Origin of the sequence: Pseudomonas sp. R1-7, from assembly GCF_051132105.1 — a bacterium.
Lineage (GTDB): Bacteria > Pseudomonadota > Gammaproteobacteria > Pseudomonadales > Pseudomonadaceae > Aquipseudomonas.
This window is the reverse complement of record NZ_CP071661.1, coordinates 5,805,651-5,831,698: the sequence shown is the minus strand read 5'-3', so window position 1 is coordinate 5,831,698 and position 26,048 is coordinate 5,805,651. Positions and strand designations below refer to the sequence as shown.

The following is a 26,048-nucleotide window of genomic DNA, read 5'->3' as shown; positions in this document are numbered from 1 at the left end:
ACAGGGGGACCCCGTCGGGGCTCCTATTGTTTTTCAAGCACCCACTTGCGAGTACCCGGCGTGAACGATGGAATTTCATCGGCGAGAGACGCGTTGACGGTCTCGAAGATTTCCAGCGTCTTGCCGTCGCGGGCAAAGATCCAGGTGTTGCCCAGGCCGTTCTGCTGTAGCCAGATATTGTCGTTGCCGTTGCTCATGGAGGCGCAGCCGCCAGCCAGGCACAAGGCGTAACGATCGGCGCCCGGCAAGCCGCTGACCTGGCCGTCAGGCTGGAATTGCACGGTGGCGCCCTGGCCGGGACCTTCGGCAATGTTCCAGGTACCGCCGAGATAAGCGGAATACAGGGCTCGCTCGAAACTGGCGCCGATGGGTGCGCCTTCCGGTACCTGTACTTGCGCACGGTCGAACACCTGCTGTGGTTCGTTCTCGGTAGCGGTCTGGCTCAGTTGGTCGCCGTCGCGCTTGAGTTCGCTGGCGGAGCTGCCATAGAAATCGACTTTCCAGGCGCCGTCTTCTTCGCCCAGCAACTTGCCTTCAACGTTTTCAAAGCCATTGGTGTAGCGCGCCTGGCCGGCCCGGGTGTTGACGTCCCATTCCAGGTTTGGCCCGTAGGCCTGCAGTGCTTCGCGAAGCGGGCCGCCCTTGGCTGCAGCGTCGATGGCGGCCTGGTTGATCCAGGTGCCGCTGATGTCACGGTCGGCAGGGTCGCTGGCGCAGCCGCTCAGGAGGAGGCCAAGCAGTGAGAAGGCAAGCGCTTTGCGCATGAAGGAATCCTTTCAGAACGAAAACGGCGCAGCGGGTGAGGCTGCGCCGGGCTGTTTATTCGATGACCAGGATGGCGTCCATCTCGACTTGGGCGCCTTTTGGCAAGGCGGCCACGCCAATGGCGGCGCGGGCAGGGTAAGGCTGGTCGAAATACTTGCCCATGATCTCGTTGACCTTGGCGAAGTGGCTCAGGTCGGTGAGGAAGATGTTGAGCTTGACGATGTCCTTGAACGAGCCGCCGGCAGCTTCGGCCACGGCTTTCAGGTTCTCGAAGACCTGAACGGTCTGGGCTTCGAAGCCCTCGACCAGCTCCATGGTTTTCGGGTCCAGTGGGATCTGGCCGGACATGTACACGGTATTACCCGCCTTGATCGCCTGGGAATAAGTGCCGATGGCGGCCGGGGCCTTGTCGCTGGAGATAACGGTCTTGGTCATTCATGACTCCTTGTAATGAGGGCGGGTGAGGCGCTACGCGCGCATCCGGGTGATGCGGATGACCCCTGTCAGGGCGCGCAGTTTCTTGATCACGCGGGCCAGGTGCACACGGTCGTGCACGCTGACCACCAGTTGGACGACGCTGATACGACCGTCGCGTTCGTCCATGCTGATTTTCTCGATGTTGCCGTCGGCGGCGTTGACGCTGCTGGCCAGCAGGGCAATCAGGCCGCGCTGGTGCTCCAGCTCGACGCGCAGTTCGACGTTGAATTCGCCGGTGACATCCTTGGCCCACGAAAGCTGGATGCATTTTTCCGGGTTGTGGCGGATTTCGCTGATGTTGCGGCAGTTGTCCAGGTGCACCACCATCCCCTTGCCGGCAGACAGGTGGCCGACAATCGGGTCGCCCGGAATCGGTGTGCAGCACTTGGCATAGCTGAGCACCAGGCCTTCGGTGCCACGAATCGCCAGCGGGCCCTCAGGGCTTGGCAGCTGTTCGCCTTCGCCAAGCAGGCGGCGGGCGACGACATAGGCCATGCGATTGCCCAGGCCAATGTCTTCGAGCAGGTCTTCGATCAATTCGAGACGGTATTCGTTGAGCATGACCTGCACGCGTTCCGTCGGGATCTTGTCCAGCGAACTGTCGAAACCGTTGAGGACCTTGTTCAGCAGGCGTTCGCCAAGGCTGATGGATTCGGAGCGGCGTTGCAGCTTCAGTGCGTGACGGATGTGCGTGCGGGCCTTGCCGGTGACCACGAAGTTGAGCCACGCCGGGTTGGGTCGCGCGCCGGGGGCGCTGACGATTTCCACCGTGGAGCCGCTTTGCAATGGCTCGGACAACGGTGCCAGGCGGCGATTGATGCGGCAGGCGATGCAGCTGTTGCCGACGTCGGTGTGCACGGCATAGGCAAAGTCCACGGCCGTGGAGCCTTTGGGCAGCTCCATGATCCGGCCCTTGGGCGTGAAGACATAGACCTCGTCGGGGAACAGGTCGATCTTGACGCTCTCGATGAATTCCAGGGAATTGCCAGCCCTCTGCTGCATTTCCAGCACACCCTTGACCCACTGCCGCGCGCGGGCGTGGGTGCTCTTGGGTTGTTCGTCGCCGCTGGATTTGTACAGCCAGTGGGCAGCGATGCCGTTGTTGGCCATCTCTTCCATTTCGCGGGTGCGGATCTGGATCTCGATCGGTACGCCGTGCATGCCGAACAGCGTGGTGTGCAGCGACTGGTAGCCGTTGGCCTTGGGGATCGCGATGTAGTCCTTGAAGCGCCCCGGCAACGGTTTGTACAAATTATGTACAGCCCCCAGCACGCGGTAGCAGGTATCGACCTTGTCGACGATGATCCGGAACGCGTAGACGTCCATGATCTCGTTGAAGGCCCGGCGCTTGCCGCGCATTTTCTTGTAGATGCCGTAGAGGTGCTTCTGTCGCCCGCTGACTTCGCCTTCGATGCCGTCGATCGCTAGGCAATGGCTCAGGGACTCTTCGATTTTGTTGACGATTTCCTTGCGGTTGCCCCGGGCGCGCTTGACGGCCTGGTTGATGCGCGCCGAACGCATCGGGTGCATCGCCTTGAAGCCCAGGTCCTCGAACTCGATGCGGATCGCATGCATGCCCAGGCGGTTGGCGATGGGTGCATAGATTTCCAGGGTTTCCTTGGCGATGCGCCGGCGTTTTTCGCCGGACAGCACTTCCAGGGTGCGCATGTTGTGCAAACGGTCGGCGAGCTTGACCAGGATCACGCGGATGTCGCGGGCCATGGCCATGGCCATTTTCTGGAAGTTCTCGGCCTGGGCCTCGGCCTTGGTCTCGAAATTCATCTGGGTCAGTTTGCTGACCCCGTCGACCAGTTCGGCCACGGTTTCGCCGAACTGCGCTTGTAGCGCTTCCTTGGCAATGCCGGTGTCTTCGATCACGTCGTGCAACATGGCCGCCATCAGGCTCTGATGGTCCATGTGCATGTCGGCAAGAATATTCGCCACCGCAAGCGGGTGCGTGACGTACGCCTCGCCGCTGCGGCGGCGCTGGCCGTCATGGGCTTGTTCGGCGTAGAAATAGGCTCGGCGGACCAGGTTGACCTGGTCCGTGCCGAGGTAGGCCGATAAGCGATCGGCGAGGGCGTCTATGCTCGGCATGATGATGACTCCTGCCGTCTGCTGTGACCCCGCGCCGTGCTACGTCGACCAGGCATAGGCTTAGACCGCCTCGTTGGACTCGTCCTCGAACGCTGCGAACAGCGGTTCGTCTTCAACGATTTCAGCGTTGGCGATGAACTCGTAGCTCATCAGGCCTTCGGCGATTTCACGCAGCGCTACCACGGTAGGCTTGTCGTTTTCCCACTGGACCAATGGCTCTTTGCCGCCGGTGGCCAGTTGACGGGCACGCTTGGTAGAGAGCATGACCAGCTCAAAGCGGTTTTCCACGTGTTCTAGGCAGTCTTCAACGGTTACGCGGGCCATGGTATTCCTCGGAGCGAATGCAATATGCGCGCTGCCCGGTTGGGCGAGCGGACTCGACAGTTTAAAAAAACACCAGCGTTTAGGGAAGCGCTGATTTTTTAACCAAACCCCTCGGCGCGCTGCGAGTACCAATGTAAAGCCGTCGCAGCGGTTTTGGGAAGAGCTGTTCAGCCCAGCAGTTCGGCCAATAATTTACCGAAACGTTGCTGTTGGCGTTTCTGTTGCAGCTGGCTGGCGCGGAAAATCGCCTTCAGGTCGTCCAGTGCATGGGCGAAATCGTCGTTGATGATCAGGTAATCGTAATCGACGTAGTGGCTCATCTCGCTGACCGCTTCGCGCATCCGGCCCTCGATGATTTCGTCGCTGTCCTGGCCGCGGTTGGTCAGGCGCTGGCGCAAGGCTTGCTGGCTCGGCGGCAAGATGAAGATCGAACGGGCGTGGGGCATCAACTTGCGCACCTGTTCGGCGCCTTGCCAGTCGATTTCCAGGATCAGGTCGTGGCCTTCGTCGAGAGTCTGTTGCAGGTAGCTTTGCGACGTGCCGTAGAGGTTGCCGAAGACCTCGGCGCGCTCGAGGAAGTCGCCGTGCTCGGCCATCTTCACGAACTCTTCGCGGTCGACGAAGTGATAGTTCACGCCGTTGACTTCACCCGGGCGCATGGCGCGGGTTGTGTGCGAGACCGAGACGCGGATCTGCGGCTCGGCGTCGATCAGGGCCTTGACCAGGCTGGTCTTGCCGGCGCCCGAAGGCGCGGAAATGATGTAGAGAGTGCCGGTGCTGTGGGTCATGTCGGGTTAGCCTTACTCAATGTTCTGCACTTGTTCGCGCATTTGCTCGATCAACACCTTGAGGTTGACCGCCGCCTGCGTGCTGCGCGGGTCGAAGGCTTTGGAGCCCAGTGTATTGGCTTCGCGGTTGAGCTCCTGCATCAGGAAGTCGAGGCGGCGACCGGCCGCGCCGCCGGACTTGAGCACCCGGCGGACTTCGATGATGTGGGTACTCAGGCGATCGAGTTCTTCGGCCACGTCGCTTTTTTGCGCGAGCATGACCATTTCCTGTTCCAGGCGCTGCGGGTCCAGCTCGGCCTTCATGTCGGCGAAGCGGTCGAGGACTTTCTGGCGCTGGGTGGCGAGCATCTGCGGGACCAGCTCGCGCAGTGTGACGACGTCCTCTTCAATGGACGTCAGGCGCTCGTTGATCAGCCGAGCCAGCTCCGCGCCTTCGCGTTCGCGACCGGCCTTGAGCTCTTTCAGGCCTTGGTTGAACAGCGCCAGCGCCTGCGCGTTCAACGCCTGCGGATCGCTGGCGTCACCTGCCAGGACGCCTGGCCAGGCAAGGACCTCCAATGGATTCAAGGCGGCAGGGTTCTTGATCAGGCTGGCGACGGTTTCGGCAGCGGCGACCAGTTGCGCCGCGCGCTCGCGGTCAATTTGCAGCGTCTTGCCGCTGCTTTCTTCGGTAAAGCGCAGGGTGCATTCCAGTTTGCCCCGGGACAGGCCCTGGCGCAGCGCTTCGCGCACACCGCCTTCAAGGTCACGGAAGGACTCGGGCAGGCGCAGGTGCGGCTCCAGGTAGCGGCTATTGACCGAGCGCAATTCCCAGCTCAGCGTGCCTTGGGCGCCGGCCTTTTCGACACGGGCGAAGGCGGTCATGCTGTGCACCATGGGGATTCCTCGCTATGCAAGCCGGCCACAACCGTGGGTCGTGGGGCCTGGGATCTGTGGATTGATGCTGAAGGACAGCAAAGGCGCAGGATTGTAGCGCAGTGGGACGCATGCGCCCAAACAGCTCCGGTTACAAAAGCGCTGCAGCCCGTCGGTCCGGGCTTTGGGCGTGCTCACCTGTCGCATTGGTTTTTTAGAACTGCCCTCTGGCGGCTCACGGCTCTATAATGTCCGGCAGTTTTCCGTCCCCTGTACAGGTGTTCCCTATGAAACGTCCAAGTGGTCGCGCTGCCGATCAGCTTCGCTCGATCCGCATTACCCGCAACTACACCAAACACGCCGAGGGATCTGTACTGGTCGAATTCGGTGATACCAAGGTCATCTGCACCGTCAGCGTCGAAAACGGCGTGCCTCGCTTCCTCAAGGGCCAGGGGCAGGGCTGGTTGACCGCCGAATACGGCATGCTGCCGCGCGCAACCGGCGAACGGAACCAGCGTGAGGCCAGCCGTGGCAAGCAGGGCGGCCGGACCCTGGAAATCCAGCGTCTGATCGGCCGTTCGCTGCGCGCCGCACTGGACATGTCCAAGCTCGGTGACGTGACGCTGTATGTCGACTGCGATGTGATCCAGGCTGACGGCGGCACTCGCACCGCGTCCATCACTGGTGCGATGGTTGCGCTGGTCGATGCCTTGAAAGTGATCAAGAAGCGCGGCGGCCTGAAGGGCGGCGACCCGCTCAAGCAAATGATCGCCGCCGTGTCCGTGGGCATGTACCAGGGCGAGCCGGTGCTGGACCTGGACTACCTGGAAGATTCCGCCGCCGAGACCGACCTGAACGTGGTCATGACCAGTGCCGGTGGCTTTATCGAAGTGCAGGGCACCGCCGAAGGCGCGCCGTTCCAGCCGGAAGAATTGAACGCTATGCTGGAGCTGGCGAAGAAAGGCATGAACGAAATCTTCGAATTGCAAAAGGCCGCATTGGCCGACTGATCGTTGTGCGCTTCAGACAAGGAGAATGTCATGAGTGATGAGCAAGTCCTGTTGCCCCAGCCGAGCAGAGAAGTGCGGCAATGGGCGATGTTTTGTCACCTGTCCGCACTGGTGGGGATTTTCATTCCGTTCGGTTCACTGATCGGGCCGCTGGTCATCTGGCAGATCAAGCGTGAATCCGACCCGTTCATCGATGCCCAGGGCAAGGAAGCGCTGAACTTCCAAATCACTGTGGCGATCGCCGCGGCCATCAGCCTGCTGCTGATGATTGTGGTCATCGGCTTCTTCCTGTTTGGCCTGGTGGCCATCGGTGCGCTGGTGCTGACCATTATCGCTGGCGTGAAGGCCAATGAAGGGCAGCCGTATCGGTATCCGTTTACCTGGCGGTTGGTTAAATAACGATCAGTAAACGCCTGTCCCTGTGGGAGCGAGCTTGCTCGCGATAGCGATTTTTCATTCAGCATCGATGTTGAATGATCCACCGCCATCGCGAGCAAGCTCGCTCCCACAATGGGTCTTCAACGCCCACAAAAAAACCGACATTGCTGTCGGTTTTTTTGTGATGGGTGCGAATGACGCTTAGATCGTCAGCGTCCAGTCGTAGTCCACGATCAGCGGCGCATGCTGCGAGAACCGTGGCTGGCGGGGCAGGCGGGCGCTGCGTACGAAGCGGCGCAGCCCAGGCGTCAGCAACTGGTAGTCGAAACGCCAGCCCAGGTTGAGCATCTCGGCCTGCTCGTTGTCCGGCCACCAGCTGTATTGGTCGCCTTCACGGCTGACTTCACGCAGCGCGTCGACATAGCCCATGTTGCCAATGATCTCGTCCATCCAGGCCCGTTCCGGCGCCAGGAAGCCAGGAGATTGTTGGCTGTCGCGCCAGTTCTTGATATCCAGCTTCTGTTGCGCCACGTACAGCGAGCCACAATAAATGTACTCGCGACGTTTGCGCCGCTGCTTATCAAGGTAACGGGCGAAGTCGTCCATCAACTTGAATTTCTGATTCAAATCTTCATCGCCGTTCTGCCCCGAAGGGAGCAGCAAGGTCGCGATGCTGACCTTGTCGAAATCGGCTTGCAGGTAGCGCCCGTAGCGGTCCGCCGTCTCGAAACCGAGACCGTTGATGACAGCCTTCGGTTGCAGCCGCGAGTACAGAGCCACGCCACCCTGGGCGGGGACTTCGGCATCGCAGGCATAAAGGAAGTAACCATCCAGTTGGAAGGCTGCATCGTCCAGTTCAAAGGCGGAGGCGCGGGTGTCCTGCAGGCAGATGACGTCGGCATTCTGTGCTTGCAGCCAACTGAGCAAACCACGCTCGACTGCAGCCTGAATACCATTGACGTTCACACTGATGATCCGCATAAATGGCCCCAAAAATCACGTGCGTGTATGATACACGCCGTGTACCTATTTAGCTAAATCCGCGGTATTTGAGGCTTTTTTCATGCAGGCGTATCAGCGCGATTTCATTCGCTTTGCCATCGATCGCGGCGTTTTGCGCTTCGGTGAGTTCACCCTCAAGTCCGGGCGCACCAGTCCGTACTTCTTCAACGCCGGCCTGTTCAACAGCGGAACCGCCCTGGCGCAGTTGGGCCGGTTCTATGCCGCGGCCATCGTCGAGAGCGGCATCCCGTTCGACGTGCTGTTTGGCCCGGCCTATAAAGGCATCCCGCTGGCCGCCACCACCGCCGTCGCGCTGGCCGAACACCACGACCGGGACCTGCCCTGGTGCTTCAACCGCAAGGAAGCCAAGGCCCACGGCGAAGGCGGCAGCCTGGTCGGCGCGCCGCTGACCGGCGATGTGTTGATCATCGATGACGTGATCACTGCCGGCACCGCCATCCGCGAAGTGATGCAAATCATCGCCTCGCAAGAAGGCGCCAAGGCGGCCGGCGTGCTGATCGCCCTGAACCGCCAGGAGCGCGGCAACGGTGAGCTGTCGGCGATCCAGGAAGTGGAGCGCGACTTCGGCATTCCGGTGATCAGCATTGTCTCGCTGAACCAGGTGCTGGAGTTTTTGGCCGACGATCCGCAGCTCAAGCAGCATTTGCCGGCGGTCGAGGCCTATCGGGCGCAGTTCGGCGTCTGAAATGGCTCGTGCTTCTGATCTTGTGGCGAGGGAGCTTGCTCCCTCGCCACAAAAGCATCATCTGAAAAAGTGGTGCAAAAAAAGACCCCGTTCAACCAGGTTGAGCGGGGTCTTTTTTTACGGTGTCGCTTAAGGACGCTTGCGATTGCTGATCAACGTACCCACGCCAGTATCGGTGAAGATCTCCAGCAGGATCGCGTTCGGCACGCGACCATCGATGATCAGCGAACTGCCGACACCGCCCTGGACCGCTTCCAGCGCACAACGGATCTTCGGCAGCATGCCGCCGTAGATCGTGCCGTCGGCGATCAGGTCATCGACCTGCTGGGTCGACAACCCGGTCAGGACCTTGCCGGTCTTGTCCATCAGGCCGGCGATGTTGGTCAGCAGCATCAGCTTTTCGGCCTTCAGCGCCTCGGCGACCTTGCCGGCCACCAGGTCGGCGTTGATGTTGTACGACTCACCGTTGGCCCCCACGCCAATGGGCGCGATGACTGGAATGAAGTCGCCCTTGACCAGCAGGTTCAGCAGGTCGGTGTTGATGCCGACCACTTCACCCACGTGACCGATGTCGATGATTTCCGGCTGGGTCATCTCCGGGGTCTGGCGGGTGACGGTGAGCTTCTTCGCCCGGATGAGCTCGGCGTCCTTGCCGGTCAGGCCGATGGCGCTGCCGCCGTGGCGGTTGATCAGGTTGACGATGTCCTTGTTGACCTGGCCGCCGAGGACCATTTCCACCACGTCCATGGTCTGCGCGTCGGTGACGCGCATGCCATCAATGAAGTGGCTCTCGATCGACAACCGCTTGAGCAGGTCGCCGATCTGCGGGCCGCCACCGTGCACCACTACCGGGTTGATGCCCACGGCTTTCATGAGAACGATGTCGCGGGCGAAGCCGGTTTTCAGCTCCTCGCTTTCCATCGCGTTGCCGCCGTACTTGATCACCAGGGTCTTGCCGACATAGCGTCGGATATAAGGCAACGCTTCGGACAGGACCTTGGCGGTGTTGGCGGCGGCTTCGCGTTCGAGGGTCATTCAGGGCTCCGGTGGTGATTCAAAAATCAGAACGGTAGTTTGAGATCAGGTGCAACACGTTTGAGTTGGGTGTGGAAAACATCCTTGATGCGCTGCAGCTCGGCCTCGTTGTCGGCCTCGAAACGCAGCACCAGCACCGGTGTGGTGTTGGAGGCGCGAACCAGGCCCCAGCCTTGTGGGTAGTCGACCCGCACACCGTCGATGGTGGTCAGTTCGGCGCCTTCGCCCCACTGGGCGTCGTGCAGTGCATCAATGATGCTGAATTTGCTCTCTTCGGTCACATGGATATTGATTTCTGGCGTAGAAATATCGTTCGGGAAGGTTGCGAACAGCTCTTCCGCGGTAGATTGCTCCTTGCTGAGGATCTCCAGCAGGCGTGCCGCGCTGTAGATGCCGTCATCAAAACCGAACCAGCGTTCCTTGAAGAAGATGTGGCCGCTCATTTCGCCGGCCAGCAGGGCGCCGCTCTGTTTCATTTTTTTCTTGATCAGGGAGTGGCCGGTTTTCCACATCAGTGGACGACCGCCGTATTCCTTGATCAACGGCACCAGGCGACGGGTGCATTTCACGTCGAAGATGATTTCCGCGTCAGGGTTGCGTGCCACTACGTCTTTGGCGAACAGCATCAACAGGCGGTCCGGGAACACGACGCTGCCGGTCTCGGTCACCACGCCCACGCGGTCGCCGTCGCCGTCGAAGGCCAGGCCCAGGTCGGCGTTGGTTTCCTTGACCTTGGCGATCAGGTCTTGCAGGTTTTCCAGCTTGCCCGGATCCGGGTGGTGGTTCGGGAAGTTGCCGTCGACCTCGCAGAACAGCGGGATAACTTCGCAGTTCAAGGCTTCGATCAATTGCGGTGCGATCACGCCAGCCGCGCCGTTGCCGCAATCGACCACCACTTTCAAGCGGCGGGCGAGTTTCACGTCCTTGACGATCTCATCGTTGTAGCGCGGGAGGATGTCGACCTTGGTGACGCTGCCCTTGCCGCTGCTCAAGTCATTGGTCTTGAGGCGGGTGTGCAGTGCCTGGATCTGCTCGTTGGCGAGGGTGTCGCCGGCGATGACAATTTTGAAACCGTTGTAGTTCGACGGGTTGTGGCTGCCGGTGAGCATCACACCAGATTTGCCTGCCAGCACGTTGGCGGCGTAGTACAGCGCCGGCGTTGGAACCAGGCCGACATCGCTGACGTGGCAGCCGCTGTCGGCGATGCCCTTGATCAGTTGCTCGACCAGTTCCGGGCCGGACAAGCGGCCATCGCGGCCAACGTTCACGTTCGGTTCGCCCTGGGCCAGGCTTTGGGAGCCGATGGCGCGGCCAATCCAGTAGGCCGTTTCAGCCGTCAGGGTTTCCGGCACGACGCCACGGATGTCGTAGGCGCGGAAGATGCTGTCAGGAAAGATCGGGGCAATTGCGGCTGGGGTGTTCATGGGCGGGGCGCTCTACTCAGGAAGGTGACTGGACACGCCGACATTTGGCGTCGGCAGGCTCAAGCTGAAGGGTATGACGACGTTTTTGGCAGAGAGTTCGCGGTGGGAAAGTGCCATGAGACAGCGTTATCCCGGTCTGAGCGGTCTAAAACCTTGATTCCGGGTGGGAAACCTCGTCGGCAGCCGTTGCGCATATTTAGTCCTGAAACAGAAGCTTAATAAAGCAGCCGGGCAGGGCGCCCGGCCGCAAACGCCGCATCAATGGCTACCGGAGTGCCCGAAACCACCGGCGCCACGCTGGCTTTCGTCGAACTCCTGGACCAGCTCGAAGTGAGCCTGGACCACCGGCACCAGCACCAGTTGGGCAATGCGCTCGCCGATGGCAATGTTGAAAGCGGTCTGGCCGCGGTTCCAGCACGACACCATCAGTTCGCCCTGGTAGTCGGAATCGATCAGACCCACCAGGTTGCCCAGCACGATGCCGTGCTTGTGGCCCAGGCCCGAGCGCGGCAGGATCAGTGCGGCCAGGCCCGGGTCGCCGATGTACACCGACAGGCCGGTAGGAATCAGTAGGGTCTGGCCCGGTTCCAGCACCGTGTCCTGCTTGAGCATCGCCCGTAGGTCGAGACCGGCGGAGCCCGGTGTAGCGTATTGCGGCAGTGGAAATTCGTTGCCGATGCGAGGGTCGAGGATCTTGGCTTGTAGCGCGTGCATTGGAATTAAACCTGGTTCAGCCGTTCGGCGATGAAAGTGATCAGTTGGCGGGCGATCTTGCCCTTGCTGGTCTGGGCGAAAAGCGTGGCGTGCAACTGGCGGTCGATCACGCTGCAGGCGTTTTCTTCGCTGTTGAAGCCGATGCTCGGGTTGGCGACGTCGTTGGCGACGATCAAGTCGAGGTTCTTGTCCTTGAGCTTGCGCGCGGCGTAATCGAGCAGGTGTTCGGTTTCGGCGGCAAAACCCACGCTGAACGGACGATCGGTACGAGTGGCGATGGTGGCCAGGATGTCCGGGTTGCGCACCATTTGCAGGAGCAGGCCGTCGCCGCTTGTAGGGTCTTTCTTCAATTTTTGCGGGGCGACGACTTCAGGTCGGTAGTCCGCTACCGCAGCCGAGGCGATGAACAGGTCGCAAGGGATCGCCGCTTCGCAAGCCGCGAGCATGTCCCGCGCGCTGACCACGTCGATGCGCGTGACCCGGTCCGGGGTCGGCAGGTGCACCGGACCGGTGATCAGCGTCACTCGGGCGCCAGCCTCAACGGCCGCTTCGGCGAGGGCGAAGCCCATTTTTCCGGAGCTGTGGTTGGTGATGTAGCGCACCGGGTCGATGTTTTCCTGGGTCGGTCCGGCGGTGATCAGCACGTGCTTGCCCGTCAGGGCCTCGCGCTTGAAGCAATCGGCGGCGCACTGGGCCAGGTCGGTGGCCTCAAGCATGCGCCCCATGCCGACATCGCCGCAGGCCTGGCTGCCGGAGGCCGGGCCGAAGACTTTCAAGTCGCGGCTTTCGAGCAGGTGCAGGTTGTCCTGGGTAGCCGGGTCGCGCCACATGGCCTGGTTCATGGCCGGCGCGACGGCAACCACTGCGTCGGTGGCGAGCACCAGGGTGGTTAGCAGGTCGTCGGCGATGCCCTGGGCCAGGCGGGCTATCAGGTCGGCCGTGGCCGGGGCGATCAACACCAGGTCGGCCCACTTGGCCAGTTCAATGTGGCCCATGGCTGCTTCAGCCGCGGGGTCGAGTAAATCCAGGTGGACCGGGTGTCCGGACAGGGCTTGCATGGTCAGCGGGGTGATGAACTCACTGCCGCCACGGGTCATGACGACCCGCACTTCCGCGCCCTGGTCGATAAGCCTGCGAACCAGCTCGGCGCTCTTGTAGGCGGCAATGCCGCCGCCGACGCCCAGAACGATGCGTTTCCGATACAGCCGCTGCATAGGCCTGCCTTTCGATTTCAGTGGTCAGTGCAGGGCGAAACCCTCGGCATGAGCCTGCCTGGGTGAAAATCGCCTGCAAAAAAGATGGGCTAAGATATCACAGCGTCCGCTACGGAACAGCGGCGCCCACTATCAGGGAGATACCATGAGTATTCGGGATTGGCCCGTGGCCGAGCGGCCGCGGGAAAGGTTGTTGGCGTCCGGGGCGGGAAGCCTTTCAGACGCCGAGTTGCTGGCGATTTTTTTGCGCACGGGCGTTGCGGGCAGGAGCGCAGTGGACCTGGCGCGAGAGCTATTGATCCAGTTTGGCAGCCTGCGTGCGCTGCTTGAAGCGGATCAGATCACCTTCAGCAACCATATGGGACTTGGCCCCGCAAAGTTTGCCCAGCTTCAAGCCGCTCAGGAAATGAGTCGTCGGCATTTGGCTGAACGGGCACGGGAAAAAACCACCCTGGAAAGCCCGTTCGCGGTTCGTGAATATTTGAAATCGATGTTGCGCCACGAGCCTCACGAAGTGTTTGGTTGCCTGTTTCTCAATGCCAAGCACCAGGTGCTGACCTTCGAGGCGCTGTTTCGCGGCTCGATCGACAGCGCCAGCGTCCATCCTCGCCAAGTAGTCAAGAGAGCCTTGGCTCACAACGCCGCCGCTGTGATCCTGTGCCACAACCACCCTTCCGGCAACACCGAGCCCAGCCAGGCCGACCGTGTGCTCACCGGACGGCTCCAGGAGGCGCTGGAGCTGATCGATGTGCGGGTGCTCGACCATTTCATCATCGGCGATGGGGACCCGCTGTCCATGGCGGAGTATGGATGGATGTGAGGCGCGACCTGACGATATGAATCCTTGTGGGAGCGCTTCAGGCAGGGTTATTTGAGACTGACCTTGGAATAATCCTGGCGCCCAAACGGGCTCACCGAATAACCCTGCACATCCTTGCGGGTCAATGCGAACGCAGTCGGGTGCGCCAACGGCAGCCAGAGGGCTTGCTGCTGGATCTGCGCCTGGGCCTGTTCGTAGAGCTTGGTGCGCACGCCTTGTTCACTGGTCGTCTTGCCGGCACTGATCAGCTTGTCCAGGTCCGGGTTGCAATAACGGGCGAAGTTGGTGCCGGACTTGACCGCCGCGCAGGAAAACTGCGGCGTGAGGAAGTTGTCCGGGTCACCGTTGTCCCCAGCCCAGCCCATGAACAGCAGGTCATGCTCGCCGGCCTTGGCGCGGCGGATCAGTTCGCCCCATTCGATCACGCGGATTTCCGCCTGGATGCCGATCTCCGCCAGATCCGATTGCAGCAACTGTGCCCCCAGGCTCGGATTGGGGTTGAGCAGGCTGCCGGAAGGGCGGGTCCAGATTGTGGTCTTGAAGCCTTCCTTCAAACCGGCCTTGGCCAGCAAGTCCCGGGCCTTGGCCGGATCATGGGCATAGCCGGGCAGGTTTTTGGCGTAGCTCCATGTGTTCGGTGGGTAAGGACCGTTGGCCGCTTCGGCCGTGCCTTCGAAAACAGTCTTGAGATAGCTGGCCTTGTCGAAGGCAAGATTGATGGCTTGGCGGACTTCCGGTTTATCCAAGGGCGGGTGTTGGCTGTTGATCGCCAGGAAAGCGGTCATGAACGCGTCAGTCTGTTCCACTTTCAGCGTGGGCTCCTGCTTGGCAGCCTGTACGTCCAGCGGCTTGGGCGACAATGCGATCTGGCATTCATTACGTCGCAGTTTCTGCAGGCGAACGTTGGCGTCCGGGGTGATGGCGAAGATCAGCGGATCCACCTGGGGCTTGCCGCCGAAATATTCACCGTTGGCCTTGTAGCGAATCGAGGCGTCTTTCTGGAAGCGGTTGAAAATGAACGGGCCGGTGCCGATGGGCTGGTTGTTGAGTTGTTCCGGCTTGCCGGCCTTCATCAATTGGTCGGCGTACTCGGCTGAATAAATGGACGCAAAACCCATGCTCAATGTGGCCAGGAAAGTCGAATCGGCGTGGTCCAGCGTGAATCGCACGGTCAGTGGGTCCAGCGCGTCGATTTTGGTAATCAGCGCCGGCAGTTGCATGGACTGGGCGTGAGGGAAGCCACTTTGCGCAACCTTGTGCCAAGGGTTGGCCGGATCCAGCATGCGATCGAAGCTGAACTTGACGTCTTCGGCGGTCAGGTCGCGGCGCGGTGTGAAATAGTCGGTGCGATGGAACTTGACCCGTGGACGCAGCTTGAAGACATAGGTCAGGCCATCGGGCGAGACTTCCCAACTGTCGGCCAGGCTCGGCACCACCTTGCCGCTGGCCGTGTCGAAGTCCACCAGGCGGTTCATGAGCACGTCGGCCGAAGCATTGGTGGTGGTCAGTGAATTGTATTGAACGACATCGAACCCTTCCGGGCTGGCCTCGGTACATACGCTCAGGGCGGCGGCCTGGGCCACCGGGCCGATCAGCAGAGGGGCGAGCAACAGTGGTAGGGCAGCGAGGCGCATGATTTGATTTCCTGTGCAGGTCGGAGGCCCATCTGCGAGTGCAGTCTGGAAAAGGTCTACCCTAGTGGCCTCGCCTGCAAATGACTATCCCCTTTTTGCATTTTCCGGCACTCTTTCCTGCGCTTCGCAGGAGGTGTCCTGGGTGCCAACTCGTCATCGACCGAAAAAAACCTGCGTGCCACGACGAGCGGTAAGGGCATCGCCGACCCTTGCCCTAGCCGCCTGGGGCTGTTGGGCGACGATTTACAATGAAGACAAATCACACCGGCTGTTGTTGTGCCTGGGTCTTTCTGGTATAAAGCAGCGCTCTTTTCTAGGGGCCCGGTTCCTTCACTGTAGGTGTAGCCGGTAAGACCCTTAAAGAAACGCGGCGCCTGGCGCCAAATGACTGAGAGATTAAGCGGCCAACCCATGCCGGGTTGGGCATGAGGTTTAGAGGGCTGAGGCATGTCTAGAGTCTGTCAAGTTACCGGTAAGGGTCCGGTGACTGGGAATAACATTTCCCACGCAAACAACAAAACCCGTCGTCGTTTCCTGCCGAACCTGCAGCATCACCGCTTCTGGGTTGAAGAAGAGAAACGTTTCGTACGTCTGCGCGTATCTGCCAAGGGCATGCGCATCATCGACAAGCGTGGCATCAGTGTCGTGCTGGCCGAACTTCGTCGCGATGGCAAGGTTTAAGGGAGCTAATCATGCGTGAATTGATTCGTTTGATCTCGAGCGCCGGTACTGGTCACTTCTACACTACCGACAAGAACAAGCGTACTACCCCGGACAAAATCGAGATCAAGAAATATGATCCGGTTGTTCGCAAGCACGTGATCTACAAGGAAGGCAAAATCAAGTAATTGATTTTTCCCTCTTGCAAAAAAGGGCCCGTATCGTGAGATACGGGCCCTTTTTTGTTGGTTTAGAGATCAACCACATTTGATGCCGATGATGATCCTGTTGGCATCGGTCTGAAGGTTGATACGTCGCGGGCGAAGATCCCAGCTTGTAGGGTATTTGGGCCCAGTAGCCCGAACAGGGGCCCCGTTGGCCAGAGCTCGAACCTCTTCAAGTAATTCAGGGGTGCATTTTTGGCCAATGGTGTACTGGGCGATGGCGATGTCGCATTGATCGTTAGGTGTGGGCGTGACAATGACGTCGATTTGATCAGGCATTTCTAGCCTCCTTGCTAATAATTGAAAAGTTAAGGCACTCACCGTTCGGGTAGCTCGCGCGTCCTGCGCGTGCTGTTGCGACGATAATTTGCGTGGTGCCTGTGGAACGTTTTAGTTGTCGCTGCGCCAGATGACCATTGATTAAGTGTCACTGACTTTTACGGTGCAATTCAGACTTTCGCTTCAAACACCACGTAGATCTTGCGGCACGGTTCCAGCACCTCCCAGGTGCCCTTGAATCCCGCGGGAATCACAAAGCGATCGCCGGCCCGAAGCGTCTTGGCATTGCCATCGCTGTCGCGCAGCACGGAGACGCCCTGGACGATTTCGCAGTATTCGTGCTCCGTATAGTTGACCGTCCACTGGCCGACGGCGCCTTCCCAGACCCCGGCATTCATCTGGCCGCAAGGGCTGTTGTAATGATTGAACACCGCTTGTTCGGGATCCCCCTTGAGCACCTTGGCCGGGTCCGGGCGGTAACGATCGGCGGGGGTGTTGGCCTGGCCGAAATCGACGATGTCCTGGATGCTCATGCGCTTGATCTCCGGTGATGGCTTGGAAGCGTCGAGTCTATGTTTATTAAAACGAACATCGCAAGGTCGTTTGCCAGCGTTGTGTCAAATATATTGAAACATCCCCGGCGGCTGGTTTAGGGTGGCGGGTGTTCCGTGCCGAAAACAGCGCCGAAAACAGGCTGGCCGGGCAGAATTCTTGAGCGCTGCGGGTGCCGCGGCGTTCCTACCCAATAAGAGGAGGACACTCGCATGACCACCCTGACTCGTGCCGACTGGGAACAGCGTGCCCGCGACCTGAAGATCGAAGGCCGCGCGTTCATCAACGGCGAATATACCGATGCGGTGTCCGGCGAAACCTTTGATTGCCTCAGCCCGGTCGATGGACGCCTGCTGGGCAAGATTGCCAGTTGTGACGTGGCCGACGCCCAGCGCGCCGTCGAAAATGCCCGCACCATTTTCGATTCCGGCGTCTGGTCGCGCCTGGCGCCGAGCAAGCGCAAAGCCGCGATGATTCGCTTTGCCGGCCTGCTCAAGCAGAACGCCGAGGAGCTGGCCCTGCTGGAAACCCTCGACATGGGCAAGCCAATCAGCGACTCGCTGAATATCGACGTGCCCGGGGCCGCCCAGGCACTGAGCTGGAGCGGTGAAGCCATCGACAAAATCTACGACGAAGTGGCCGCTACGCCGCACGATCAGTTGGGCTTGGTGACCCGTGAACCCGTCGGTGTGGTCGGCGCCATCGTGCCGTGGAACTTCCCGCTGATGATGGCTTGCTGGAAGCTCGGCCCGGCTTTGTCCACGGGCAACTCCGTGGTGCTGAAACCTTCGGAAAAATCCCCGCTGACCGCGATCCGCATCGCTGCCCTGGCGATTGAAGCCGGCATTCCCAAAGGCGTGCTGAACGTCCTGCCGGGCTACGGCCACACCGTTGGCAAGGCCCTGGCCTTGCACATGGATGTCGATACGCTGGTGTTCACCGGCTCTACGCGGATCGCCAAGCAACTGATGGTCTATTCCGGTGAATCCAACATGAAGCGCGTCTGGCTGGAAGCCGGCGGCAAGAGCCCGAACATTGTGTTCGCCGACGCCCCGGACCTGCAAGCCGCCGCCGAATCCGCCGCCAGCGCCATCGCTTTCAACCAAGGCGAAGTCTGCACCGCCGGTTCACGCCTGCTGGTGGAGCGTTCCATCAAGGACACCTTCCTGCCGCTGGTGATCGAGGCGCTCAAGAGCTGGAAGCCCGGCAACCCGCTGGACCCAGCCACCAATGTCGGCGCTCTGGTCGATACCCAGCAGATGAATACCGTACTGTCCTATATCGAGGCCGGTCACAGCGATGGCGCCAAGCTGGTGGCAGGCGGTAAGCGGATCCTCGAGGAAACCGGCGGTACGTATGTCGAACCGACGATTTTCGACGGCGTGAGCAACGCGATGAAAATTGCCCAGGAGGAGATTTTTGGCCCGGTATTGTCCGTCATCGCCTTCGACAGCGCCGAAGAGGCCATCCAGATCGCCAATGACACACCTTATGGCCTGGCGGCCGCTGTGTGGACCAAGGATATCTCCAAGGCCCACCTGACCGCCAAGGCGCTGCGCGCCGGCAGCGTCTGGGTCAACCAGTACGACGGCGGCGACATGACCGCGCCGTTCGGTGGCTTCAAGCAGTCAGGTAACGGCCGGGACAAGTCGCTGCATGCATTCGACAAATACACCGAGCTGAAGGCCACCTGGATCAAGCTTTGACGAAATGACAGCTCCGGATTCGCTCGGGGTCTCAAGTAGCGCAAGTCCCCTGTGGGAGCGGGCTTGCTCGCGATCAGCGGTATGACAATCGACGACGTCGTTGAATGTTGCGCCGCCATCGCGAGCAAGCTCGCTCCCACCTTGTTTTGAGTGATTGTCGCAGGAGCGTCGAAATGCGTTGGGCGACTTATTTCGCCGTGTTGGCGTCTGTCCTGAGTGTCGGCCTGGCGCTGGGCGTGAGCATGCCGCTGGTGTCGCTGCGCCTGGAGGGCTGGGGTTACGGCTCGTTCGCCATCGGCGTGATGGCTGCCATGCCGGCTGTCGGGGTGCTGGTCGGGGCCAAGGTGTCGAGCCGGCTGGCGGCGTACTTCGGCACGGCGGCGTTGATGCGCCTGTGCCTCTGGGGTGGGGCGCTGTCCATCGGGTTGTTGGCGCTGTTGCCCAGCTATCCGGTGTGGTTGCTGCTGCGGTTGGTGATTGGCGTCGTCCTGACGTTGGTGTTCATCCTTGGCGAGAGCTGGATCAATCAACTGGTCATCGAACAGTGGCGCGGTCGGTTAGTGGCGCTGTATGGCAGCAGCTATGCCCTGAGTCAATTGTCCGGCCCGTTGCTGCTGGGCGCATTGGGGACCGATCACGACTATGGCTTCTGGGTGGGTGTCGGCCTGCTGCTGGTCTCGCCGTTGCTGCTGCTTGGCCGCAGCGGGGCGCCCACCAGCGAAGCCAGCGCGGTCACTTTCAAGAATTTATGGGAATTTTGCCGTGGTTTGCCGGCGATTGGCTGGGCCGTGTCGTTGTTCGCCGCATTTGAAGCCATGATCCTGACACTGCTGCCGGTCTATTGCTTGCGCCAGGGTTTCAGCGCTGATGTCGCGCTGGCGATGGTCAGCACGGTGGTGGTCGGCGATGCCTTGCTGCAACTGCCCATCGGTGCCTTGGCCGATCGCCTTTCGCGTCGGTCGTTGTTCACTGGCTGCGCGGTGGTCTTGATGGTGTCCAGCCTGGCGGTGCCGCTGTTGATCGACACGCTCTTCATCTGGCCGCTGTGGGTACTGTTTGGCGCCAGCGCGGGAGGGCTGTTCACCTTGTCGCTGATTCTGATCGGCGAGCGTTATCGCGACGATGCGCTGGTACGGGCCAATGCTCATATCGCTCAGCTTTGGGGGATTGGATGCCTGGTCGGTCCTTTGCTGGCGGGGGCGGGCAGCCAATGGATCAGCGGGCATGCGCTGCCCTTGTTCATGGCGGCAGGGGCGTTCGGGTTGGTGATTCTGTTGTTGCGACAAGGGGCTTTCGGGGCGACACAGCCCGTCTAAAGCATCCTCTCAAGCCCGATGGTGGTGGCGAACCAGGCATTGAACCGGCGCCACCAGCTACCAGGCTCACGGTCCAGATCGTGTAGCTGGCCGTTGTCTTCAGTGGTCCATACCAACCTTCCGTCTTCGAGCCGGGCCTGATAACTCAGAGTCGGCGCCATGCCCTGCAAGGCCAGCTCGCGCACCTGGCCGGCAAGCTCCGGGCTGTCCACCAGTACGCCGACCTCGGTATTCCACAGAACCGAGCGCGGGTCGAAATTGAACGAGCCGATGAAGGACTTTTGCCGGTCGAAAATAATCGCTTTGCTGTGCAGGCTGGAGTCCGACTCGCCGTAGGACTTGCTATAGAACAGATGTGGGCTGCTGCCATCATCGCCCGGCTGTCGTCGAAGTTCGAACAGGCGCACGCCGTGCTGCAACAGGGCCTTGCGATACGGCGCATAGCCGCCGTGCACCGCGGGCACGTCAGTAGCTTCGAGCGAGTTGGTCAGCAGGCTCACCGACACGCCGGCATCGGCGCGACTGGTCAGGTACACCAGGCCCGGCTGGCCGGGAACGAAGTAGGCCGAGATCATGATCAATTCCTTGCTCACTCCGGTCAGCTCCGGCCCCAGTTGCGTCGTCAGCAGCAATTGGGGATCAGGTTCATCCCTTGCGAGTACTTTGCTCGGCGCATCCCACAACGCCTGGTTCCAGGCCCAGATCAATTGACTGCGCCAGGTATCCAGGCGTGGCTGGGTCTTGTAGGTGGTCAGCTGTTGATACAGCGCCTGGTTTTCCTTGTGCGTCTGCTCCAGGGACGCCTGCAGGCGCAAGCGGCTTTCGGCCAGGTCTTGGGCGGCGGGCCGACGGGACATGAACTGTTCGATAGGCTTGCTCAGGGCACTGTTCCAGTATTGGTCGAAGCTGTGTCCCAGCTGTTCGGCCACCGGTCCGACGCCGAGCAGGTCGATGTCGGTGAAGTTCAGATTGGGTTCGGCATCGAAGTACTCATCCCCGAGGTTTCGGCCCCCGACGATCGCCATGCTGTTGTCCGCCAGCCAAAGCTTGTTGTGCATGCGGCGGTGTTGCAGTGAAAGGTTGAACAGCCGTCCGAGGCTGCGGGTCACGCCAGTGGCGCGCCCAAGGTGCAAAGGGTTGAACAGGCGGATCTGGATGTTGGGGTGGGCAGCGAGCGTCGCGATGGTCTGCTCTTGCCCGTCGCTGGTGGTGTCGTCCAGCAGGATGCGCACGCGCACGCCCCGGTCGGCGGCCTTGAGCAACTCGTCCACCAGCATTCGCGTGCTGATCCCGTCGTGGACGATGTAGTACTGCAAATCCAGGCTGCTCTGGGCGTTGCGGATCAATTCGGCACGGGCGGTGAAGGCCTCGGTGCTGTCCGATAGCAGGCGAAAACCCGAGCGACCCTCGTGAAGCGCGGCCTGGGCCTGGACTGAGCGACCGAATGTCGATTGCTCCGCCGGCAACGCCTGGCTGGGCTCGCGATTAATGTCCAGGCTCGTACAGCCGCAGAGAAGCGTAGCAAGCAGCAGAGCAAAAGGCAGCGTCAGATGTGGTCTCAAATCAAGTCGTCCCGGATCGTTGCGAGGAAGTATGGCATGGCTTTGTGATTCATCCTGTTTGAGGGATACGACGCTTCAGGCTGTGGGAACCCGCCTCGGAAGTTGAAAAGCCACAAGCCATGCTGAAAAAGCCGGTTCCTCGCAAAGTCTTTTCCTGATCGCGGCGACTTTCATCGGCAATGTATGAATCGCTGAGGCGGGCAGATTCGTCGTGGGGTGCAGTCAGCGGTTCGCTGACTCGCTACAAAAGCGCGGGCGGGAACGGCAACTCGCGCATCAATACGACATGGTCACGGGCATTCGATTGGGCGACGTTTTCATTGAGGGGCGTGCTGTGGCGGCCGCGTTGCCGGCCTACCAGGCGAGCCGCATTGAGATCGACACGGTCAGCTTGCCGCGCAACGTCGAGGTGCCTAACGGGTTCCAAGAAGTGCGCGCGGCGCGTGGCGCGGTCCCGCGGCTCGACTTTCAGGCCGGCATGGTTCGCCGTCTGATGCTGTACGTGCGCAACGAAGAAGGCGCGCCCGTGGCGAAAGGCCTGGGCGTCTATGATCATCAAGGGCAGTACCTGACGACGGTAGTCGACGCTGGCCTGATCTACCTGGAGGACGCCCCCGACGTGGTTCGTCTCAACGTGACGCGTGCCGATGAGCGAATCTGCCGTCTGGAATTCGACACCCGCCAATTGCCCGCTTCAACCGAACCCTACGACCGTCTTGAGGTGGCTTGCCAGGAAGGCTGAGCTCAGCGGTGCCTTGGGTGTGGGCACGCACGCTCAATGGCCATCGGGCACGTCCGCCAGTAGTCTGCCGGCTGCTGTGCCGACCTTGCGCACGGCGTCCTCGATCTGTGCCGTTGGCTTGGCAGCGTAGTTCATGCGCAGGCAATTGCGGTACTTGCCTGACGCCGAAAAAATACTGCCGACGGCGATCTGTACTCCTTGATCATGAAGCATGCGGTTGAGCTTCAGCGTATCGAAACCTTCCGGCAGTTCGACCCAGAGCATGAAGCTGCCCCGGGGGCGACTGGCGCGGGTGCCCTGGGGAAAGTAGCGGCTCACCCAGTCGATCATTACGTCGCGATTTCGCTGGTACTGCGCGCGCATCCTCCGCAAATGGGGCTCGAAATGGCCAGCCTTGAGAAATTCTGCAATGGCGATCTGGGGCTGCGGCGCGGTGGACCCGGTGCTGATGTATTTCATGTGCAGCACCCGTTCCAGATAGCGGCCGGGTGCAACCCAGCCCACGCGCAAGCCCGGCGCCAGGGTCTTGGAAAAAGAACTGCAAAGCAGGACGCGACCGTCTTCGTCGAAGGACTTTATCGTGCGTGGGCGTGGGTAGGTGTAAGCCAGTTCGCCATACACATCGTCTTCGATAATCGCCACATCGAAACGCTGTGCCAAGGTCAACAAGGCGCGTTTGTTGGCCTCGGGCATGATGTAGCCCAGCGGGTTGTTGCAGCTTGGCGTCAACTGTATGGCCTTGATTGGCCATTGTTCCAACGCCAGTTCCAAAGCTTCCAGGCTGATGCCGGTGAGTGGGTCGGTGGGTATTTCCAAGGCTTTCATGCCCAGGCCTTTGAGCGTCTGCATGGCGCCGTGGAAGCTGGGAGAGTCCACCGCGACGATGTCCCCTTGCTCGCACGTGGCGCGAACGCTGACGGACAATGCTTCATGGCACCCGGTGGTGACGATCAGGTCGTTGGCGCCCAGTTGGCAGCCGGAATCCAGCGACAGCCGGGCGATCTGTTCCCGCAGTTCCAGGTTGCCGTAGATATTGTCGTAATACAGGCCGGGCATGTCTTGCCGCCGGCTGATCTGCGCCAGGCTACGCAGCAAGGGCTTCATCGTCGGCGAGTGGATATCCGGCATGCCGCGGCCCAGTTGCACGACGTCCTTGCGCGGTATGGCGCGTATCAGTTCGAGCACCTGGTCCCATTGGGAAATGTCTACCGGGCGCTGGGCTGGACGGCCCACCGCTGGCAGGTCCGGCAGTTCCCGGCTGACCGGGACGAAATAGCCGGACTTGGGTTTCGGCATCGCCAGCCCGCTGTCTTCCAGCATGCGATACGCCTGCTGGACCGTGCTCAGGCTGACCCCGTGTTCGGTGCTCAAGGCGCGCACCGACGGCAGCCGGTCACCGGGGCGGTAGAAGCCTTGTTCGATACGGGTGCCGAGCAGTTCGGCGAGATTCACGTACAGAGTCATGGTGCATTCTCGATGAAGTGGGAAAGCGACAACCCATACAGTTGTGGCGCAAAACTTCGATTCAGTGTCGAAAATGCCCAATCTGTATGCTTATAAAAGGTACTGGTTGAATCTGTATTGCTTGTGGCTGTCCGCGCATCATGAAAGCTCTGGCTACCCAAGTAAACAGGAGCGATCAAAATGAACGGCTTGAGCGATGTACGGCTGACGTTACACAGTCAGGAACTGGCGGCTGGGCAGGTAAAGGAGCTGCGCAGCGGGGTCTTGCGCAATGCTCCAGCCGGCCTGAGTCGCTGGGGACTGTTCTGGCATCGTTTGCATACACGCAAAGCATTGCTCGACCTTTCGACCGAACAGTTGCGTGACATCGGGCTGAGCCGGGAAGAGGCCCGGGCGGAAGGCCTGAAGCCGTTCTGGCGGCTTTGAATCGATAGAAGCCCGTGACGAGGGAGCAAGCTCCCTCGCCACGGTTACACCAGTTCTTTCAACCGATGCCACAACATCCCCAACGCCAGCAGCGGCGAGCGCAAATGCTTGCCGCCCGGGAACGTCATGTGCGGGACCTGGGCAAACAAATCGAAGCCACCTCCCTGCTGGCCACTGATCGCTTCGGCCAACAGTTTGCCCGCCAGGTGCGTGGCGTTTACGCCATGGCCGGAATAGGCCTGGGCGTAATACACGTTCGGCTGGTCTTTGAGGCGACCGATCTGTGGCAGGCGATTGGCGCCGATGCCGATCATCCCGCCCCATTGATAATCGATCTTCACGTTCGCTAGCTGAGGGAAAACCTTGAGCATTTTCGGACGCATGTAGGTGCCGATGTCCTGCGGATCGCGCCCGGAATAATGACAAGCCCCACCGAACAACAGGCGGCGATCCGCTGAAAGCCGGTAGTAATCCAGCGCCACCCGCTGATCACAAACCGCCATGTTCTGCGGCAATAGCGCACGTGCCTGAGTGTCGCTCAACGGCTCGGTAGCAATGATGTAGCTGCCGGCCGGCAGCACTTTGCCGCTTAATTCCTGGTTCAAGCCGTTGAGGTAGGCGTTGCAGCCCAGTACCAGCGTCTTGGCCCGGACCGAGCCGTGCTGGGTGTGCACCTTCACTTCAGGGCCGTAGTCGATACGGGTGACTGCCGATTGCTCGAACAACCGAACCCCCAGTTGCTGGGCCGCCGCCGCTTCTCCCAGCGCCAGGTTGAGCGGATGCAGATGGCCCGAGCCCATGTCGATCAGGCCACCAACGTAGCGATCCGAACCCACCACGCTGTGCATTTCTTCGGCTTGCAACAGTCGGGTTTCGTAGCGATAGCCCAGGCTGCGCAATTCTTCGGCGTCTTCGGCGAAGCCCTGTAGATCACCGGGTTTGTTGGCGAGGTCGCATTAACCCCAGCTCAGGTCGCAGGAAATCTGAAAACGCTCGACTCGCTGCCGGACGATTTCCACCGCCTCGAGCCCCATCAGTTTCATCTGGCGGACGCCGTCGGTGCCGATTACAGAGGCGAACTGGTCAAGGCCGTGGCCAACGCCGCGAATCAACTGGCCGCCGTTGCGCCCGCTGGCGCCCCAGCCGATCCTGTGCGCTTCCAGCAGTACCACGCTCATCCCGCGCTCGGCCAGTTCGATGGCCGTGTTCAACCCGGAGAACCCGCCGCCCACCACGCAGACGTCCGCGACCAGTTCGCCTTGCAGCACCGGATGGTCCGGCTGCGGCAGGCTGCTGGCGGCGTAATAAGAGGCGGCGTGCGCGTGGCTAGGGACAGGTTGCTGAACACGGGCGTTCATGTGCGTAATCCTGATTGTTGTGTTTGAGAAATTTTACGGAGCATAAGCCGTGCTTTCCTCCGTCGGCAACACTGGTCGGCTGGCGCTGTCTGGCCTGCGGCTTTTAAGGCAGAATCCAAGCCTGTCCCGACCCCGGTAACCGCCTCGATGAGCTGCAACAGTCAAAAAATCCGCACGCTGCGTCAGCAGATTCCTACGTTTGAGTGCGTACCGGGCTGTCACGACTGCTGCGGTCCGGTGACCACCTCGCCGGAGGAAATGGCTCGCCTGCCGCGCAAGACCCGCGCCGAACAAGATGCCGCCATGGAGGCGCTCGACTGTGTGCACTTGGGGCCGAACGGTTGCACGGTGTATGACGAGCGGCCGCTGATCTGTAGGTTGTTTGGTACGACGGCGACCCTGCCGTGCCCCAATGATCGACGTCCGGTGGAGTTGATCCATCCGCGTGTCGAGAAGCAGATTCATGAATACATGGCCAGCACCCGGCAGGTATTGGTCTAGCGGTCTGGAGCCGGG

26 protein-coding genes and 2 pseudogenes are annotated in these 26,048 nt (G+C 60.8%); 11 read left to right on the top strand and 17 right to left on the bottom strand.

Annotated features, from left to right (window positions below; translation table 11 throughout):
- Positions 1 to 23: 23 nt before the first annotated feature.
- The 6 genes from J3P79_RS26470 to J3P79_RS26445 form a co-directional block, all read right to left on the bottom strand.
- Positions 24 to 764, bottom strand: coding sequence for a hypothetical protein (locus tag J3P79_RS26470; protein WP_434606951.1), 741 nt, complete (start codon positions 762 to 764; stop codon positions 24 to 26).
- A gap of 55 nt (positions 765 to 819) precedes the next feature.
- Entirely contained in the window at positions 820 to 1,200 is a 381-nt protein-coding gene (locus J3P79_RS26465) for a RidA family protein (RefSeq protein WP_030142177.1), read from the bottom strand.
- A gap of 33 nt (positions 1,201 to 1,233) precedes the next feature.
- Positions 1,234 to 3,339 carry a bifunctional GTP diphosphokinase/guanosine-3',5'-bis pyrophosphate 3'-pyrophosphohydrolase gene (gene spoT / locus J3P79_RS26460; RefSeq protein ID WP_039593634.1) on the bottom strand — a complete coding sequence of 702 codons (2,106 nt, stop codon included), beginning with the start codon at positions 3,337 to 3,339 and terminating at the stop codon, positions 1,234 to 1,236.
- A gap of 60 nt (positions 3,340 to 3,399) precedes the next feature.
- A complete protein-coding gene (rpoZ, locus tag J3P79_RS26455) occupies positions 3,400 to 3,663 on the bottom strand; it encodes a DNA-directed RNA polymerase subunit omega (protein WP_003177259.1) in 264 nt (87 codons plus the stop codon).
- Between the two features lie 167 nt (positions 3,664 to 3,830).
- Positions 3,831 to 4,451, bottom strand: coding sequence for a guanylate kinase (gmk, locus tag J3P79_RS26450; RefSeq protein ID WP_030142175.1), 621 nt, complete (start codon positions 4,449 to 4,451; stop codon positions 3,831 to 3,833).
- A 12-nt stretch (positions 4,452 to 4,463) separates the two neighbouring features.
- On the bottom strand, positions 4,464 to 5,327 hold the full coding sequence (locus J3P79_RS26445) for a YicC/YloC family endoribonuclease (RefSeq protein ID WP_434606948.1): 864 nt from the start codon (positions 5,325 to 5,327) through the stop codon (positions 4,464 to 4,466).
- A gap of 266 nt (positions 5,328 to 5,593) precedes the next feature.
- On the opposite strand from J3P79_RS26445, the gene rph reads away from it, so the two are divergent.
- Together rph and J3P79_RS26435 are read left to right on the top strand one after the other, a co-directional pair.
- Positions 5,594 to 6,316: a ribonuclease PH gene (gene rph / locus J3P79_RS26440; RefSeq protein ID WP_003177262.1), complete on the top strand. Its 723-nt coding sequence runs from the start codon at positions 5,594 to 5,596 to the stop codon at positions 6,314 to 6,316.
- Between the two features lie 30 nt (positions 6,317 to 6,346).
- Positions 6,347 to 6,715 carry a DUF4870 domain-containing protein gene (locus J3P79_RS26435; protein WP_434606945.1) on the top strand — a complete coding sequence of 123 codons (369 nt, stop codon included), beginning with the start codon at positions 6,347 to 6,349 and terminating at the stop codon, positions 6,713 to 6,715.
- 180 nt (positions 6,716 to 6,895) lie between these two features.
- Here J3P79_RS26435 and J3P79_RS26430 read toward each other — a convergent pair whose 3' ends face one another.
- Positions 6,896 to 7,675 carry an exodeoxyribonuclease III gene (locus J3P79_RS26430; protein WP_013694557.1) on the bottom strand — a complete coding sequence of 260 codons (780 nt, stop codon included), beginning with the start codon at positions 7,673 to 7,675 and terminating at the stop codon, positions 6,896 to 6,898.
- A gap of 82 nt (positions 7,676 to 7,757) precedes the next feature.
- Between J3P79_RS26430 and pyrE the strand changes: the two genes are divergently transcribed.
- Positions 7,758 to 8,402 carry an orotate phosphoribosyltransferase gene (gene pyrE / locus J3P79_RS26425; RefSeq protein WP_072406083.1) on the top strand — a complete coding sequence of 215 codons (645 nt, stop codon included), beginning with the start codon at positions 7,758 to 7,760 and terminating at the stop codon, positions 8,400 to 8,402.
- A 129-nt stretch (positions 8,403 to 8,531) separates the two neighbouring features.
- Here the strand turns inward: pyrE and argB are convergent, their stop codons facing one another.
- From argB to coaBC, 4 genes and pseudogenes are all read right to left on the bottom strand, one after another.
- Positions 8,532 to 9,437, bottom strand: coding sequence for an acetylglutamate kinase (argB, locus tag J3P79_RS26420; RefSeq protein ID WP_025216133.1), 906 nt, complete (start codon positions 9,435 to 9,437; stop codon positions 8,532 to 8,534).
- A gap of 26 nt (positions 9,438 to 9,463) precedes the next feature.
- Positions 9,464 to 10,867: pseudogene (locus J3P79_RS26415) on the bottom strand (phosphomannomutase/phosphoglucomutase); the annotation flags it as partial.
- Positions 10,868 to 11,119: 252 nt separating this feature from the next.
- On the bottom strand, positions 11,120 to 11,575 hold the full coding sequence (gene dut, locus J3P79_RS26410; protein ID WP_039590112.1) for a dUTP diphosphatase: 456 nt from the start codon (positions 11,573 to 11,575) through the stop codon (positions 11,120 to 11,122).
- 5 nt (positions 11,576 to 11,580) lie between these two features.
- On the bottom strand, positions 11,581 to 12,789 hold the full coding sequence (coaBC, locus tag J3P79_RS26405) for a bifunctional phosphopantothenoylcysteine decarboxylase/phosphopantothenate--cysteine ligase CoaBC (protein WP_434606940.1): 1,209 nt from the start codon (positions 12,787 to 12,789) through the stop codon (positions 11,581 to 11,583).
- Positions 12,790 to 12,934: 145 nt separating this feature from the next.
- Between coaBC and radC the strand changes: the two genes are divergently transcribed.
- Positions 12,935 to 13,609, top strand: coding sequence for a RadC family protein (gene radC / locus J3P79_RS26400; RefSeq protein WP_434606937.1), 675 nt, complete (start codon positions 12,935 to 12,937; stop codon positions 13,607 to 13,609).
- Positions 13,610 to 13,656: 47 nt separating this feature from the next.
- Here radC and J3P79_RS26395 read toward each other — a convergent pair whose 3' ends face one another.
- Complete coding sequence (locus J3P79_RS26395; protein WP_434606935.1) at positions 13,657 to 15,243, bottom strand: ABC transporter substrate-binding protein; 1,587 nt, start codon at positions 15,241 to 15,243, stop codon at positions 13,657 to 13,659.
- Positions 15,244 to 15,690: 447 nt separating this feature from the next.
- Between J3P79_RS26395 and rpmB the strand changes: the two genes are divergently transcribed.
- Both rpmB and rpmG read left to right on the top strand, forming a co-directional pair.
- Entirely contained in the window at positions 15,691 to 15,924 is a 234-nt protein-coding gene (rpmB, locus tag J3P79_RS26390; RefSeq protein WP_003177273.1) for a 50S ribosomal protein L28, read from the top strand.
- Between the two features lie 11 nt (positions 15,925 to 15,935).
- A complete protein-coding gene (gene rpmG, locus J3P79_RS26385) occupies positions 15,936 to 16,091 on the top strand; it encodes a 50S ribosomal protein L33 (protein ID WP_003177274.1) in 156 nt (51 codons plus the stop codon).
- A 69-nt stretch (positions 16,092 to 16,160) separates the two neighbouring features.
- Here rpmG and J3P79_RS26380 read toward each other — a convergent pair whose 3' ends face one another.
- Positions 16,161 to 16,406 carry a peptidase inhibitor gene (locus tag J3P79_RS26380; protein WP_434606932.1) on the bottom strand — a complete coding sequence of 82 codons (246 nt, stop codon included), beginning with the start codon at positions 16,404 to 16,406 and terminating at the stop codon, positions 16,161 to 16,163.
- Positions 16,407 to 16,576: 170 nt separating this feature from the next.
- Complete coding sequence (locus J3P79_RS26375; RefSeq protein WP_434606930.1) at positions 16,577 to 16,939, bottom strand: cupin domain-containing protein; 363 nt, start codon at positions 16,937 to 16,939, stop codon at positions 16,577 to 16,579.
- Between the two features lie 231 nt (positions 16,940 to 17,170).
- On the opposite strand from J3P79_RS26375, the gene J3P79_RS26370 reads away from it, so the two are divergent.
- Together J3P79_RS26370 and J3P79_RS26365 are read left to right on the top strand one after the other, a co-directional pair.
- Positions 17,171 to 18,664: an aldehyde dehydrogenase gene (locus J3P79_RS26370; protein WP_434606927.1), complete on the top strand. Its 1,494-nt coding sequence runs from the start codon at positions 17,171 to 17,173 to the stop codon at positions 18,662 to 18,664.
- A 173-nt stretch (positions 18,665 to 18,837) separates the two neighbouring features.
- Positions 18,838 to 19,980 (top strand): MFS transporter, encoded by a 1,143-nt coding sequence (locus J3P79_RS26365; RefSeq protein ID WP_434606925.1) that lies wholly within the window; start codon positions 18,838 to 18,840, stop codon positions 19,978 to 19,980.
- Here the strand turns inward: J3P79_RS26365 and J3P79_RS26360 are convergent.
- Entirely contained in the window at positions 19,977 to 21,542 is a 1,566-nt protein-coding gene (locus tag J3P79_RS26360; RefSeq protein WP_434606923.1) for a phospholipase D family protein, read from the bottom strand. The two genes, J3P79_RS26365 and J3P79_RS26360, sit on opposite strands and share 4 nt — an antisense overlap.
- A 334-nt stretch (positions 21,543 to 21,876) precedes the next feature.
- Here J3P79_RS26360 and J3P79_RS26355 point away from each other — a divergent pair, with 334 nt between their 5' ends.
- Entirely contained in the window at positions 21,877 to 22,284 is a 408-nt protein-coding gene (locus J3P79_RS26355; RefSeq protein ID WP_434606922.1) for a FimD/PapC C-terminal domain-containing protein, read from the top strand.
- 33 nt (positions 22,285 to 22,317) lie between these two features.
- Here the strand turns inward: J3P79_RS26355 and J3P79_RS26350 are convergent, their stop codons facing one another.
- On the bottom strand, positions 22,318 to 23,748 hold the full coding sequence (locus J3P79_RS26350; RefSeq protein WP_434606920.1) for a PLP-dependent aminotransferase family protein: 1,431 nt from the start codon (positions 23,746 to 23,748) through the stop codon (positions 22,318 to 22,320).
- Between the two features lie 180 nt (positions 23,749 to 23,928).
- Here J3P79_RS26350 and J3P79_RS26345 point away from each other — a divergent pair, with 180 nt between their 5' ends.
- On the top strand, positions 23,929 to 24,174 hold the full coding sequence (locus tag J3P79_RS26345; RefSeq protein ID WP_434606917.1) for a DUF1127 domain-containing protein: 246 nt from the start codon (positions 23,929 to 23,931) through the stop codon (positions 24,172 to 24,174).
- A 44-nt stretch (positions 24,175 to 24,218) separates the two neighbouring features.
- On the opposite strand, the pseudogene J3P79_RS26340 reads toward J3P79_RS26345, so the two are convergent.
- Positions 24,219 to 25,532 (bottom strand): annotated as a pseudogene (locus J3P79_RS26340) (NAD(P)/FAD-dependent oxidoreductase).
- Positions 25,533 to 25,679: 147 nt separating this feature from the next.
- On the opposite strand from J3P79_RS26340, the gene J3P79_RS26335 reads away from it, so the two are divergent.
- A complete protein-coding gene (locus J3P79_RS26335) occupies positions 25,680 to 26,033 on the top strand; it encodes a YkgJ family cysteine cluster protein (protein ID WP_434606915.1) in 354 nt (117 codons plus the stop codon).
- Positions 26,034 to 26,048: the final 15 nt, after the last annotated feature.

What these genes read in the sequence shown, in the direction of transcription:
- J3P79_RS26335 (WP_434606915.1), top strand. Translation starts at nt 25,680, where the DNA reads ATGAGCTGCAACAGTCAAAAAATCCGCACGCTGCGTCAGCAGATTCCT.
- J3P79_RS26430 (WP_013694557.1), bottom strand. Translation starts at nt 7,675, where the DNA reads ATGCGGATCATCAGTGTGAACGTCAATGGTATTCAGGCTGCAGTCGAG.
- spoT (WP_039593634.1), bottom strand. Translation starts at nt 3,339, where the DNA reads ATGCCGAGCATAGACGCCCTCGCCGATCGCTTATCGGCCTACCTCGGC.
- J3P79_RS26365 (WP_434606925.1), top strand. Translation starts at nt 18,838, where the DNA reads ATGCGTTGGGCGACTTATTTCGCCGTGTTGGCGTCTGTCCTGAGTGTC.
- J3P79_RS26445 (WP_434606948.1), bottom strand. Translation starts at nt 5,327, where the DNA reads ATGGTGCACAGCATGACCGCCTTCGCCCGTGTCGAAAAGGCCGGCGCC.
- gmk (WP_030142175.1), bottom strand. Translation starts at nt 4,451, where the DNA reads ATGACCCACAGCACCGGCACTCTCTACATCATTTCCGCGCCTTCGGGC.
- J3P79_RS26370 (WP_434606927.1), top strand. Translation starts at nt 17,171, where the DNA reads ATGACCACCCTGACTCGTGCCGACTGGGAACAGCGTGCCCGCGACCTG.
- J3P79_RS26395 (WP_434606935.1), bottom strand. Translation starts at nt 15,243, where the DNA reads ATGCGCCTCGCTGCCCTACCACTGTTGCTCGCCCCTCTGCTGATCGGC.
- rph (WP_003177262.1), top strand. Translation starts at nt 5,594, where the DNA reads ATGAAACGTCCAAGTGGTCGCGCTGCCGATCAGCTTCGCTCGATCCGC.
- J3P79_RS26350 (WP_434606920.1), bottom strand. Translation starts at nt 23,748, where the DNA reads ATGACTCTGTACGTGAATCTCGCCGAACTGCTCGGCACCCGTATCGAA.
- J3P79_RS26345 (WP_434606917.1), top strand. Translation starts at nt 23,929, where the DNA reads ATGAACGGCTTGAGCGATGTACGGCTGACGTTACACAGTCAGGAACTG.
- rpmB (WP_003177273.1), top strand. Translation starts at nt 15,691, where the DNA reads ATGTCTAGAGTCTGTCAAGTTACCGGTAAGGGTCCGGTGACTGGGAAT.
- rpmG (WP_003177274.1), top strand. Translation starts at nt 15,936, where the DNA reads ATGCGTGAATTGATTCGTTTGATCTCGAGCGCCGGTACTGGTCACTTC.
- J3P79_RS26380 (WP_434606932.1), bottom strand. Translation starts at nt 16,406, where the DNA reads ATGCCTGATCAAATCGACGTCATTGTCACGCCCACACCTAACGATCAA.
- J3P79_RS26435 (WP_434606945.1), top strand. Translation starts at nt 6,347, where the DNA reads ATGAGTGATGAGCAAGTCCTGTTGCCCCAGCCGAGCAGAGAAGTGCGG.
- J3P79_RS26375 (WP_434606930.1), bottom strand. Translation starts at nt 16,939, where the DNA reads ATGAGCATCCAGGACATCGTCGATTTCGGCCAGGCCAACACCCCCGCC.
- dut (WP_039590112.1), bottom strand. Translation starts at nt 11,575, where the DNA reads ATGCACGCGCTACAAGCCAAGATCCTCGACCCTCGCATCGGCAACGAA.
- coaBC (WP_434606940.1), bottom strand. Translation starts at nt 12,789, where the DNA reads ATGCAGCGGCTGTATCGGAAACGCATCGTTCTGGGCGTCGGCGGCGGC.
- pyrE (WP_072406083.1), top strand. Translation starts at nt 7,758, where the DNA reads ATGCAGGCGTATCAGCGCGATTTCATTCGCTTTGCCATCGATCGCGGC.
- J3P79_RS26470 (WP_434606951.1), bottom strand. Translation starts at nt 764, where the DNA reads ATGCGCAAAGCGCTTGCCTTCTCACTGCTTGGCCTCCTCCTGAGCGGC.
- radC (WP_434606937.1), top strand. Translation starts at nt 12,935, where the DNA reads ATGAGTATTCGGGATTGGCCCGTGGCCGAGCGGCCGCGGGAAAGGTTG.
- argB (WP_025216133.1), bottom strand. Translation starts at nt 9,437, where the DNA reads ATGACCCTCGAACGCGAAGCCGCCGCCAACACCGCCAAGGTCCTGTCC.
- J3P79_RS26465 (WP_030142177.1), bottom strand. Translation starts at nt 1,200, where the DNA reads ATGACCAAGACCGTTATCTCCAGCGACAAGGCCCCGGCCGCCATCGGC.
- rpoZ (WP_003177259.1), bottom strand. Translation starts at nt 3,663, where the DNA reads ATGGCCCGCGTAACCGTTGAAGACTGCCTAGAACACGTGGAAAACCGC.